This window comes from Mycobacterium basiliense, assembly GCF_900292015.1.
Taxonomy (GTDB): Bacteria; Actinomycetota; Actinomycetes; order Mycobacteriales; family Mycobacteriaceae; genus Mycobacterium; species Mycobacterium basiliense.
The window spans coordinates 4,279,711-4,292,494 of record NZ_LR130759.1; the positions used below are offsets into that span (position 1 = coordinate 4,279,711).

General features: G+C 65.4%; 8 protein-coding genes. 5 read left to right on the forward strand and 3 right to left on the reverse strand.

Features of this window, described 5'->3' with window-relative positions; all coding sequences use genetic code 11:
• The first annotated feature begins 140 nt into the window (after positions 1-140).
• Positions 141-2,045 (forward strand): solute carrier family 23 protein, encoded by a 1,905-nt coding sequence (locus MB901379_RS18000; RefSeq protein WP_158017860.1) that lies wholly within the window; start codon positions 141-143, stop codon positions 2,043-2,045.
• 83 nt (positions 2,046-2,128) lie between these two features.
• Entirely contained in the window at positions 2,129-4,948 is a 2,820-nt protein-coding gene (locus tag MB901379_RS18005; RefSeq protein ID WP_158017861.1) for a DEAD/DEAH box helicase family protein, read from the forward strand.
• Between the two features lie 13 nt (positions 4,949-4,961).
• Here the strand turns inward: MB901379_RS18005 and dapC are convergent, their stop codons facing one another.
• Positions 4,962-6,056 carry a succinyldiaminopimelate transaminase gene (gene dapC / locus MB901379_RS18010; protein ID WP_158017862.1) on the reverse strand — a complete coding sequence of 365 codons (1,095 nt, stop codon included), beginning with the start codon at positions 6,054-6,056 and terminating at the stop codon, positions 4,962-4,964.
• A gap of 44 nt (positions 6,057-6,100) precedes the next feature.
• Entirely contained in the window at positions 6,101-6,427 is a 327-nt protein-coding gene (gene fdxA, locus MB901379_RS18015; protein ID WP_158017863.1) for a ferredoxin, read from the reverse strand.
• A 208-nt stretch (positions 6,428-6,635) separates the two neighbouring features.
• On the opposite strand from fdxA, the gene MB901379_RS18020 reads away from it, so the two are divergent.
• The 3 genes from MB901379_RS18020 (at position 6,636) to MB901379_RS18030 (ending at position 9,783) form a co-directional block, all read left to right on the forward strand.
• On the forward strand, positions 6,636-7,202 hold the full coding sequence (locus MB901379_RS18020) for a PadR family transcriptional regulator (protein ID WP_158017864.1): 567 nt from the start codon (positions 6,636-6,638) through the stop codon (positions 7,200-7,202).
• Positions 7,202-9,241: an NADPH-dependent 2,4-dienoyl-CoA reductase gene (locus MB901379_RS18025; RefSeq protein ID WP_158019283.1), complete on the forward strand. Its 2,040-nt coding sequence runs from the start codon at positions 7,202-7,204 to the stop codon at positions 9,239-9,241. Before MB901379_RS18020 ends, MB901379_RS18025 begins: the two co-directional genes overlap by 1 nt.
• Before the next feature lie 209 nt (positions 9,242-9,450).
• Positions 9,451-9,783 (forward strand): hemophore-related protein, encoded by a 333-nt coding sequence (locus MB901379_RS18030; protein ID WP_158017865.1) that lies wholly within the window; start codon positions 9,451-9,453, stop codon positions 9,781-9,783.
• 237 nt (positions 9,784-10,020) lie between these two features.
• On the opposite strand, the gene MB901379_RS18035 is transcribed toward MB901379_RS18030, so the two are convergent.
• Positions 10,021-12,717 (reverse strand): cellulose binding domain-containing protein, encoded by a 2,697-nt coding sequence (locus MB901379_RS18035; protein WP_158017866.1) that lies wholly within the window; start codon positions 12,715-12,717, stop codon positions 10,021-10,023.
• Positions 12,718-12,784: the final 67 nt, after the last annotated feature.

The following is a 12,784-nucleotide window of genomic DNA, read 5'->3' on the forward strand; positions in this document are numbered from 1 at the left end:
TGGGACCTCGGCAAGCACGTCGGGGCCGATCACGAACCGCCGGCCCGGCCCGCCACTGGGGCAGACACCAGGATTTGATCGCTTGACGACACCAGGATTTGATCGCTTGACGACACCAGGATGTAGTCCATTCTTGGGCCATGACCCCGAGCGCAAACAACACACCGTCACAGGGCGTACATCCGGTCGACGAGGTGCTTGCCTTCCCGAAGCTGGCGATCTACGGCTTCCAGCATGTGGTCGCGTTCTACGCGGGGGCCGTCGTGGTGCCGATCCTGATCGCCAGCGCGATCAAGCTGCCGCACGAGGACTTGATCAAACTAATCACCGCCGACATGTTCACCTGCGGCATCGCCTCGATCATTCAGGCCGTCGGGATGGCGAATATCGGTGTACGTCTGCCCTTGCTGCAGGGCGTGACGTTCGCGAGCGTGTCCCCGGTCATCGCGATCGGATTGGCACACGGCGGTGGCGCGCACAGCCTCCTGCACGTCTACGGTGCGGTCATCGTGGCCGGCGCGTTCACGTTCGCGATCGCACCGATCTTCGTGAAGTTGCTCCGGTTCTTCCCACCCGTTGTCACCGGCACGCTGATCACGATCATCGGCCTGTGTCTGATACCGGTTGGCGCCAGCCAGGCGGTAACCAATCCACACACCGGGCAACATGACCCGACCAATATCCGATGGTTGTTGTACGCCGCGGCCACCATCGCGATCATCGTCGCGATCCAGCGTCTCTTCCGGGGATTCGTCGCGACCGTCGCGGTGCTGCTCGGCCTGGTCCTGGGATGCGCGGTTGCCTACCTGCTCGGCGATATGAACCTCGACCAGGTCGGACGGGCCGAAGTCCTGGGCTTCACCCAGCCATTCCTGTTCGGGATGCCGAAGTTCGACGTGGCCGCCTGCGCAACCATGGTCATCATCCTGCTGATCACCTCGGTAGAGTCCACCGGCTCCACGTTGGCCACCGGCGAAATCGTCGGCAAGCGGATCAAGGTCGCCGACATCGGTAACGCGCTGCGTGCCGACGGCCTGTCGACCGTCATCGGCGGCGTCTTCAACTCGTTCCCGTACACGGCGTTCTCCGAAAACGTCGGGCTGGTCCGCCTCACCGGCGTCAAGAGCCGCTGGGTGGTCGCCGCCGCCGGCGGCATCATGATCGTCTTGGGTTTCCTGCCGAAAGTGGCCGCGGTGGTGTCATCGGTGCCGAATCCAGTGCTCGGCGGGGCAGCGCTCACCCTGTTCGCGACGGTGGCCGTCATCGGGATCCAAACGCTCGGCAAGGTGGATTTCACCGACCATCGCAACCTGATCATCGTGACCACCAGCCTGGCGTTGGCGCTATGGGTGACGAACTACCCGGATATCGCCAAGGCGATGCCATCGGGTGTCGACCTACTGTTCGGCAGCGGCATCACCATCGGTGCGATCGCCGCGTTGCTGCTCAACATCGTGTTCTTCCACCTCGGCGCCCGGGGACCACGGGTGGCCGGCGCCGGCACCATCACCCTCGACGAGGTCAACACGATGACCGGTGAGCGGTTCGCCGAGGTGTTCGGCCATGTGGTTCAGGGGGTGCGGTGGCCGGTCGAGCGCGCCTTCGAGAGGCGGCCATTCCCCGATACCGCAGCGTTGCGAGCGGCCTTCCAGGATGCGCTGCTCACCGGTTCCTCGGAGCAACAGCTAGAACTGATCCGGGCATTCCCGAGCCTGGGCGCCGAGGATGAGGCGGGCCGCGCACTGGCGATCGACCACGTGGCGTTGTCCAACCTCGACGACGACGACCGCAGTGACGTCGTCGAACTCGCGACGGCTTACGGCCGGCGCTTTGGGTTCCCACTGGTGATCTGCGCTCGCGAGACCGAGCGGTTGGACCGGGTGCTGCGTAACGGCTGGTCGCGCATGGACAACTCCCCGGCCGCGGAGAAGGCATTTGCGTTGATCGAGATCGCCAAGATAGCCAACTACCGGTTCTCGGACCTGGTGGCCGACGCCAACCCGATTGCCAGCGCACTCTTCTCTCGGCTCAACGCTTTTCAGTAGCTGGCTGCGCTGGCGCCGTAGGGCGAGATGATCGATGCTATACGGGCGTTGCACGCCAGTATGTTTGGCTAGGGTGAGCTTTCGTGGAGCCCAACCGGGATCTGGCATCGCGCTGCTTTGACGGGAACTGGCGCGGGTATCAGCGGCAAGCGCTCGACGCCTTCGATGCCGATGTCGCCGCCGGAGACAACCGGTGTTACCTGGTCCTGCCGCCCGGCGCTGGAAAGACGATGATCGGGCTGGAAGCGGCGCGTCGGCTAGGGCGACGCACCTTGGTTCTGGTCCCCAACACGGCGGTGCAGGCGCAGTGGGCCGCGGCGTGGGACAACCGCTTTCCGTCCACGGACCCTTCGGCCGCACGGTGTGGGACCGGGCGGGATCTGACCTCGGCGATGACCGTGCTGACATATCAGTCTCTTGCGGTCATCGACGACGACTTGGACGCGACTGTTCGACGCAGCGCGCTGCGCAGTCGCGACCAGCAAGCGTTGCTGGAGTTGCTGCACCCCAACGGAAGAGCGTTGATCGAACGGGCAACGACGCTAGGCCCGTGGACGCTCGTGCTCGATGAATGTCACCATCTGCTGGCAACGTGGGGTGCGCTGGTGGCCGCGCTGGCATCGGTACTCGGACCACAGACGGGGTTAATCGGCCTGACGGCGACCCCGGCCACGGAGCTCACCGCATGGCAGCACACCCTGCACGATGAGCTGTTCGGCACCGCCGACTTCGTCGTTCCAACACCGGCGCTGGTCAAGGAAGGCGACCTCGCGCCCTATCAAGAGCTGGTCTATCTGACCCAACCCACACCCGAGGAGCAGGCCTGGGTGGCGACCCACCGGGCTCGCTTCGCTGATCTCATGCTGGCATTGATCGATCAACAGGTCGGCACCATGTCGCTGGCCTCGTGGCTGCGGGTCCGAATCGTGGACCGATCCACCCGCGAGGGCAACCAGATTGCCTGGTCTACGTTCGAACGCGTTGAACCCGACCTCGCTTTCAGTGGCCTGCGTTTCGCCTACGACGGCCTGGTCCCGCTGCCTGAGGGTGCCCGCCTGCGCGAACAACACCGGGTCGCTCCCGACGCGCAGGATTGGGTCAACATCTTGACCGACTTCAGCGTCGGGCACTTGCAGCACAGCGCTGATCCCCGAGATGCGCACGCACTGACCGCCATCAAGCGGGTACTACCCGGCCTGGGCTACCGACTGACCAGTCGCGGCGTGCGGGTCACGACCTCACCGGTGGATCGAGTGTGCGCCTTGTCCGAGTCAAAGATCGCCGCCACCGCGCACATACTGGACACCGAAGATACTGTGCTCGGAGCGCGCATGAGAGCCCTGGTTCTGTGCGATTTCGAATCGATGTCCGGCACCCCACCGGCAGCGCTGAAGGGAGCGCCGCTGGGCGACCAGTCGGGGTCGGCCCAACTCGTCACCGCGATGCTCGCCGCATCGGACGGCCGGCGCAGCGCCCCCCTCAACGCCCTGTTGGTGACCGGCCAAACCTTCGCCTGCCCGGCTTCGGTCGAAACCGACCTGATCGGCTTTTGCGCCCAACGCGGCGCACAGGTTACGGCCGTGCCGCTGGATACCCACCCCGCACTGCGGGTGCTGCGCGGCGGCAACACCTTCACGCCCCGGGTGTGGGTCACGCTGGCTACCCAATACTTTCTGTCCGGACGATCCCGCGTCATGGTCGGCACCCGTGCACTCCTCGGCGAGGGATGGGACTGCGCGGCGGTCAACGTCAACATCGATCTGACGAGCGCGACCACGCGAGCGGCGATCACCCAGATGCGCGGTCGCGCGATTCGCAAAGATCCCTCGGACGATCACAAGCTCGCCGACAATTGGTCGGTCTGCTGCTTCACCACCGACCACCCCCGCGGTGATGCCGATTACCTGCGTTTGGTGCGCAAACACGACGGGTATTACGCGGCGTGCCCCCAGGGGCTTATCGAATCGGGTGTGACGCATTGCGATCCGGCGCTGTCACCGTATAGTCCTCCCGCGTGCGATGCCCACGCCATTACCGCGCGATCGCTGCAACGCGCCGCAGAACGAGCCGATGCCAGGGCCTGGTGGCGCATCGGCGAACCTTATGAAGGAATCGACGTAGCCACCATCCGGGTGCGGTCCGCCCGCCCGCTCGGGGTCGCCGCACCCACGATTCCGGCGTCCGCGCTCACCCCAACGGTGCCTGGACACCTCAGCCCGGTCCGGCTGGCCAGGGGCGCGCTGGCCGGCGTTTCGATTGTCGGTGTCGGCGCCTGCAGCATGATCGCCGCCGCCACCCTCGGGCCACTCGCGGGTGCCACCACCGCGGGCGGCCTGAGTGCCGCGGGCGCCGGCGTGCTGGCGACGGCTGTGGCCACCGAAAATCGCCGGCTGGCCCAGGCGCCCAACGCTTTCGAGCGACTCGCCGCCGCCGTCGCGGACGCGATGAAAGCCGCGGGTAGCGCGGAGCGAGGATCCGAAGCGCTCCGGATCGTGACCGACCACGACGGCTGGATCCGCTGTGAACTCGGCGGGGTGCCAACCGAGCAGTCACTGCGGTTCACCGCCGCGCTCGATGAGCTGCTGGCCCCCTTGACCGAACCGCGCTACCTCATCGGACGCAAGATCCTCACGCCGCCGACCTCGCGTGTTGCCCGCGCCATCTTCGCGTCCCGAGCGGCCATCGGTCTCCCGCTTCCCGGCGCGATCGCCTGGCATCCGGTGCCGCACTGGTTCGCCCGACGCAAGGACCGCCGGCAGTGCCTGACGCGATCGTGGCGGGAACACATCGGTCCACCCCGGCTGCTCTCGGCGGACTCACCGGAAGGTCGGGCCATCCTGGATCTGTTCCGCGGCGACAACCCGCTCTCGGTCACAACCCAACTCCGCACCACCTGGCGCTGAGCCGCCGCCCCGATCAGGCGAGACGCTGGACCGCGGCGGCGATGCGCTCGTCGGTGGCGGTCAACGCCACTCGCACGTGCTGGGCCCCACCGGGTCCGTAGAAATCACCGGGCGCCACCAGGATGCCGCGCTCGGCCAGCCACGCGACCGTCCGCTGGCACCCTTCGCCGCGCGTGACCCACAGATAAAGGCCAGCATCCGAATGGTCGACGGCGAAACCCGCGGACCGCAACGCCGGCAGCAATGCCGCCCGCCGCCGCGCATAGCGCTCCCGCTGCTGCTCTTCATGGTCGTCGTCGTCCAGCGCGGCAACCATCGCGGCTTGCACGGGCGTCGGCACCATCATGCCGGCATGCTTGCGGACCGCCAGCAATTCGGCGACCAGGTCGGGATCTCCGGCAACGAAACCGGCGCGGTAGCCGGCCAGCGATGAGCTCTTCGACAGCGAGTGCACCGCCAGCAGCCCGGTGTGGTCGCCGCCGCATACGGTCGGGTGCAGCACCGACAACGGTCCCGGAGGCGGTGCATCCCAGGTCAGACCCAGGTAGCACTCGTCGGAGGCTACCAGGACCCCGCGGCCGCGTGCCCAGTCGACCACCTTGCGCAGATGGTCCAGCCCCAGCACCCGGCCGGTGGGGTTGCTTGGTGAGTTCAGATACATCAGTGCCGGCGTTTGGGGGCCCAGCTGAGTCAGTGAGTCGGCCCGTTGCACCCGTGCACCGGCCAACCGGGCACCGACGTCGTAGGTCGGGTACGCCAGCTCAGGAACCACGACGACGTCTGTGGCTCCCAGGCCGAGCAGCGTCGGCAACCAAGCGATGAACTCCTTGGTGCCGATCACGGGCAGCACCGCCGACTCGGCCAGCCCGGTGATCCCGTAGCGCCGGCCCAAGGCCGCCACGGCGGACTCACGCAGCCGCGCGGTACCCGCGGTGGCCGGATAACCGGGTGCCGGACCCGCGGCCGCCAGCGCCTTCTGGATCATCGGCGCCACCGGGTCCACCGGGGTTCCTACGGATAGGTCGACGATCCCATCGGGATGGGCCCCGGCCCTGGCCTTCGCGTTGGCCAGGGTGTCCCAAGGAAACTCCGGCAAAGACGCCGACATCCGTGGCCGGCGACTCTGGAGATCCTGGTGCTCGAGGGACCCGCTCAGCCGTCTTCGCCCTGCGGTGGCAGATCCTTGACCACTTGCGGGTCGTTCTCGGTCATACCGACCTTGGCCGCCCCGCCCGGCGAACCAAGTTCCTCGAAGAAGTCGGCGTTGATCTGCGTGTAGTGGCTCCATTGGTCGGGCACGTCGTCTTCGTAGTAGATGGCTTCGACCGGGCAGACCGGTTCGCACGCACCGCAGTCAACGCACTCATCGGGGTGGATGTACAGCATCCGGGCACCCTCGTAAATGCAGTCGACCGGGCATTCCTCAATGCATGCCTTGTCCTTGATGTCGACGCAGGGTTCGGCGATCGTGTACGTCACGGACGTCTCCTCAACGTGTCCTCATGTATTGCTCAGTTTTGGGCTGCTGTTCGCTTCGCCGTGGGGCCCCCGGCCGCCTACCGCCGATGCGTTCGGTTACTGATACTAAACGTTGCACATACAACTCGAGCAATTGGCACGCCCTGGGATACCCGCCCGATATGCACCCAGTTGCATAGCGCCTTCCGTTGACATCTATGCTGCGCGGGTGGCGCTACCCCACGCGATATTGGTGTCGCTGTCCGAACAGGCCGGCTCGGGCTATGAGCTGGCCCGCCGGTTCGACCGTTCCATCGGCCATTTCTGGACCGCCACCCACCAACAGATTTATCGGACATTGCGGTCGATGGAGAACAGCGGCTGGGTGCACGCGGAAACGGTGGTCCAGCACGGCCGCCCCGACAAGAAGGTCTACTCGGTGTCCGAAAGTGGCCGCACGGAATTGGCCCGCTGGATCGCCGAGCCGCCCAGCCCGACTCGACCTGGCCGCGTCAGCGCATTGACCGACAGCAGCACCCGCGACATAGCAGTCAAGCTGCGCGGCGCGATCTATGGCGACCGGAAAACGCTGCGCAACCAAGTCGTTGCGCTGCGCGCCGAACGCGTCGAGGCGTTGGACACCTACCGCGGAGTCCAGAAACGCACCTTCCCCGATCCGTCCGCACTGCACGGTGCCGCGCTACATCAGTACGTCGTGCTGCGAGGCGGAATCCGAGCCGAAGAAAGTGCCATCGACTGGCTGGACGAGGTAGCTCAAGCACTCGAGGAGAAATGATGACAAGCCCCTACCCAAACCTGTTGTCCCCGTTAGACCTCGGGTTCACCACGCTGCGCAACCGGGTGGTCATGGGTTCCATGCATACCGGGCTGGAGGACCGCGCCCGCCACACCGATCGGCTGGCCGAATACTTCGCCGAACGCGCTCGCGGTGGCGTCGGAATGATCATCACGGGCGGCTACGCACCCAACCGCACCGGGTGGCTGTTTCCGTTCGCCTCGGAGTTGGTGTCGTCAACCCAAGCCCGCCGGCATCGTCGCATCACCAGCGCAGTACGCGACTCCGATGCCAAGATCCTGTTGCAGATCCTGCACGCAGGACGTTATGCCTACCATCCACTTTCGGTCAGCGCATCGTCAATCAAGGCCCCAATTAACCCGTTTCGGCCGCGAGCGCTGTCGTCGCGCGGCGTCGAAGCAACCATCGACGACTTTGTGCGTTGTGCCGAGCTAGCCCGAGAAGCTGGTTACGACGGAGTCGAAATCATGGGCAGTGAGGGGTATTTGCTCAATCAGTTTCTGACGCCGCGCACCAACAAGCGCACCGATTCTTGGGGCGGCACGGCGAAAAACCGCCGTCGGTTTCCGATCGAGATCGTCCGCCGTACCCGCGCCGCCGTCGGACCCGACTTCATCATCTGCTATCGGATGTCGATGGCCGACTACGTCGAAAACGGCCAAAGCTGGGACGAAATCCTTTCGCTGGCAACCGAGATAGAAGATGCCGGGGCGACCCTTATCAACTCCGGGTTCGGTTGGCATGAGGCGCGAGTTCCTACCATCGTCACCTCGGTGCCCAGCGGCGCCTTCGTCGACATCAGCAACGCCGTAGCCGAACACGTCGGCATCCCGGTGATGACGTCCAATCGCATCAACATGCCGCAAGCCGCCGAACAGATCCTGGCCGGCACCGAAGTGCAGCTGATATCGATGGCCCGACCGATGCTCAGCGACCCGGAGTGGGTACGCAAGGCCCAGTCCGATCGGGTCGACGAGATCAATACCTGCATCGCGTGCAATCAGGCGTGCCTCGACCACGTCTTCGTCAAGAAGACGGTGTCATGTCTGCTGAATCCACGGGCCGGCCACGAGACGCTGTTGACGTTGTCCCCCGCCCGGCGAGCTCGCAAAGTAGCCGTCGTCGGGGCCGGCCCGGCCGGCCTGGCCGCGGCGGTCACCGCCGCCGAGCGGGGCCACCGGGTCACGCTGTTCGAGGCCAACGACTTTATCGGCGGGCAGTTCGACCTGGCCCGCCGCATTCCCGGCAAAGAGGAATTCAGCGAGACCATCCGGTATTTCTCCACCATGCTGGCCAAGCACGGTGTCGAGGTGCGGCTGGGCACCCGGGTCACGGCCGACGAGTTGACCGGCTACGGGTTGGACAGATTCGACGACGTCGTGCTGGCCACCGGTGTGGCGCCGCGCATTCCGGAAATTCCCGGCATCGCACACGCCAAGGTGTTGACCTATGGCGAGGCCATCACCGGCGTCAAACCGGTGGGGCGGACGGTGGCCGTGGTCGGCGCCGGCGGTATCGGATTCGACGTGAGCGAACTGCTGGTCACCGACCATTCACCGACCCTGAACCTCAAGGAGTGGAAGGCCGAATGGGGGATCGTCGATCCGCAGGAGGCCCGAGGCGCCCTGACCGCTCCCCTGCCGGCGCCGCCGGCGCGTGAGGTGTACCTGCTGCAGCGCACCAAGGGCCCGCAGGGCAAGCGACTCGGGAAGACCACGGGATGGGTGCACCGCGCGTCGTTGAAAGCCAAGGGAGTCCACCAGCTTTCCGGCGTGAACTATGAGCGGATTTCCGATGCCGGCCTCCATATCAGCTTCGGTGCCGACCGGCAGCGGCCACAGGTTCTCGCGGTGGACAACGTGGTGATCTGCGCCGGGCAGGAGCCGGTGCGCGACCTGGAAGGTGACCTGCGGCGCAGGGGCGCCGATCCCCACATCATCGGCGGCGCCGCGTTCGCAGCCGAGCTGGACGCCAAACGCGCGATCAAGCAGGGCACCGAACTAGCGGCCCGGATCTAGGGATGCTCGGTCCTCCGTTTCACCCACAGTGAAACTCTGTCGATTACCCCCTCTGAGCTGCGAATTGTTACGGCCAGCCGGGGTGATCCGATAGCAAGTTTGAGATGAGCAAGGCTGCAGCGCCTGCTAGTCTTGACCAAAGACGGCAACCGCTGGGCAGATGTCGTCGCCGTTCTTAGCGGTGCAATAGTTGGGGAAGGTGTCCACAAATGAGGTTGTCGCTGCAGGGTTTGGGTGTCGCGGCCGGCGCTTTTGCGCTCTCGTTGAGCGTTGGGGCCGGGGTCGCATCCGCAAGCCCCCTAGATACGGTTATCAATACGACCTGCAACTACGGGCAGGTGATGGCGGCGCTCAACGCCACCGATCCGGGCGCAGCGGCGCAATTCAATGCGTCGCCGGTGGCTCAGGGTTGGCTGCATTCGTTCCTGGCGTCACCGCCGCCGCGGCGCGCTCAAATGGCCGCACAGCTGCAGGCCATGCCGGGGGCTTCCCAGTACGTCGGGCTGGTCGAATCCGTCGCCGCCTCCTGCAACAACTACTGAGCGACTGAGGCCTCCTGCGGTTGGGCCTGCCTCGATAACGACAGGCATTCGTCCCATTGCGGGTTAACTAGCTGCGCGACGGCGCCCGCCTGCCCCACTGTCTCGATGCCGGGCATCGTTGACAATTGGGCTTTCCGATTGGTTCGCGGTTGCCGACGGTCAACTGCCCTCGGGTCTTCTCCATGCCGGCCGGCCAACCAACGAAGTCGCGGGCCAGCCGCCGCATAGCCAGGGGCATTAGTCAGATGCGGTCGGCTCGTCGATGTACTGCTCGAATATCTGTGAGAACTCAAAGGGATCTTGTTGCACTCCGCTGCCGTCCGGGGCATCGACCGCGCCCAACGTACCTGTGGTGTCACGAGGCAACTCCCACATGGACAGCTGGCCGATGTTGTGCTGGTCGGCGAATGCGGCGAGCTGGTGAGCGTCTTCGATGGTGAAGATCTCACTGGGGTCGTCGTTGACTCCGATCAGGGGCGTGACCCCCAGCATGGACCAGGCCTGCTCGCTCGTTAGCGACGGGTACAGCGTCATCAACTGGCTATGGGTTGCTTCCGACGCATTGATCGCCAAGGTGCCCATGTCGTAGGGCGCGTACGACGGGTCGTAGTAGTCCATTGCCATGATGTTCACCGTGGAGATGTCGACGCCGTTGGTTTGTGCGATCTGGACAACCCGCAACCCGTCCGAGGTCAGACCCGTGGGCAACACCGGAAGGGTGTACGAGACGGTAACCGGGGTGCCGTTGGCCGCACCCCACTCCTGCGCCAGGGCGATCGCCTGCGCCTGCGTCGTCAGTGCCGCGGTATTGGACTGCATCGCACCTTCGACGTCGAAGTCGATGTCGTAGATTCCGTAGGTGGACATCACCTGCTGGTACTGCTGAGCCAGCTCGGCGGCCGATACGTTGTTCGCCGCTGCGTAGACGGCGAGATCGGTGCCGGCCGCGCCGCCGAATGAGATAGTCCCGTCGATGCCCGCATCGTGCATATTGGTGAGCTGATTGTCGATGTACCAACTGTGCGAGCCGCCGCTGACGTCATACGCCGAGTAGCCACCCCACGCCGCTTGGCCATTTGGATCGGCCGTGATGAAGGCGAGCGTGACGTCTTTGACTCCCGCGTCTGCGGCAGACGCGAAATCGTAGCCGTCGTTCGAGGGCCACAGTGTGATGTCGACGTACGGGGAGTATTCCCCACCCGCCGCTGTGCCGCTGGTGCCGCCGCCACCGGTGGTGCCGCCCCCGCTGGTGCCGCCGCCGCTGGTGCCGCCTCCGCTGGTGCCGCCGCCGGTAGGTTGCCCGTTGACCAGCACATTCGTTGGTTCCGAGTAGGCGCCGCTTTGCATCGCCTGGAAACCGACGACGACCGAACCGCCCGGGTCGATCGTTTGCGTCCACGACTCGGGGGTGATGGTGTAATGGGTGCCGTCCTGAGTAATCTGTCCGCTCCACGCGCTAGTAATGGATTCACTTGCAGGCAAATCGAATTCGACCTGCCAGTCGGTCAGCGCGGTGTCGCCGGTATTACTGATCGTGTAGTTCGCGACGAAACCGTTGTCCCATTGCGATGTCACCGTGTACGCGGCGGCTATGCCGCTATAGTCGACAGCATCGGTTCCCCCGCCACCGTCGCCGCTGCCACCGGCACCGCTGCCACCGGCACCGCTGCCACCGGCACCGGTGCCACTATCGCCGGTGCCGGCATCGCCGGTGCCGGTATTGCCGGTGCCACTGCCCGTATCGCCGCTCCCGGTGCCGGCATCGCCGGTGCCACTACCCGTATCGCCGCTCCCGGTGCCACCGGTGGTGCCCCCGGTGCCACCGCTAGTACCGTCACCGGTTGTGCCACCCTCGCCAGCGGGCTGACCGTTGACCACCAGGTTCGTTGGTTCCGAGTATGTCCCGTTCTGCGCGGCCTGGAAACCAACAGTGACCGAACCACCGGGATCAATGGTCTGCGTCCAAGATTCGGGTGTCACCGTGTAGTGCGTGCCAGACTGGACCAGCTGTCCGTTCCATACATTGGTAATGGATTCGTCTGCAGGCAAATCGAATTCGACCTGCCAGTCGCTCGCGAAAGTATCGCCCGAATTCGTGATTGTGTACTTTCCGATGAAGCCGCCCTCCCAATGGGAGGTCGTCGAGTAGGTCGCCGCCAACCCGCCATCGCCGGTGCCGCTGGCGGCAAGCGCGGCACTGGTGATGGCGGCGCTACCCGTCACGGCGCTGCCACCCCCGCCGGCGTCGCCGCTGCCGGCCACAACACTGCTGTCGCCGCTGGGCGCTTCGGAACTGCTCGTTGTGGTGGTATTGCCACTGGCCGCGGCGGTACCGCTCGTCGCCGCCGCGGCACTGCCGTTACCGGCGCTTTCACCACCACCGCTGACGCTACCTGTGCGGGTCGCAGCGGTGGAGGTCGCGGCGCTGCTCGCCACCGCGCCGGATCCGTCACCGCTGCTGCCGCTGCCCGCCGGGTTGGTTGTATTGCCGGTACTCGGCTTTGCCGGCGCGGTGCTGGCCGCAACCCGCCCGTGTCCTTCCCCGCCGGCCCCCCGGCCGGCGGGGCTGCCACCAACGCCGCTGCTGGCAGCCGAATCTCGTTGCCCACCAACGGCGCCGATAAGTGCGCGCACCATGCTCGGCAACGACGATGCGTTGGCCAACTCGGCGAGGTCGTACGACATCCCACTCGCGGTCAAGGTCTGCAAAAACCTCGCATGAAATGCCGACGCTTGAGCGGTCACGGCTTGATATTCCCGAGCGTACGTGCCGAACCACGTCGCAACGGCCGCCGACACCTCGTCGGCCGCCATCGCCGCCATCTTCTCCGTCCAACTCACCGACGCATTAGCCGCGTCCACCGTCGAGCGAACGACCTCCAAATTCATCGCGGCTGCCATAAACATTTCCGGATTCGCGACCAAAATAGACATAAGCCGTCCTCGCCGATCGACTATTTACGACCCAACTAGATACCTAGGAGTATTGAAGGACTATTGT

Excerpts from the sequence above, each read along its gene's own strand:
- MB901379_RS18000 (WP_158017860.1), top strand. The coding sequence starts at position 141 with ATGACCCCGAGCGCAAACAACACACCGTCACAGGGCGTACATCCGGTC.
- dapC (WP_158017862.1), bottom strand. The coding sequence starts at position 6,056 with ATGTCGGCGTCTTTGCCGGAGTTTCCTTGGGACACCCTGGCCAACGCG.
- MB901379_RS18025 (WP_158019283.1), top strand. The coding sequence starts at position 7,202 with ATGACAAGCCCCTACCCAAACCTGTTGTCCCCGTTAGACCTCGGGTTC.
- MB901379_RS18030 (WP_158017865.1), top strand. The coding sequence starts at position 9,451 with ATGAGGTTGTCGCTGCAGGGTTTGGGTGTCGCGGCCGGCGCTTTTGCG.
- MB901379_RS18035 (WP_158017866.1), bottom strand. The coding sequence starts at position 12,717 with ATGTCTATTTTGGTCGCGAATCCGGAAATGTTTATGGCAGCCGCGATG.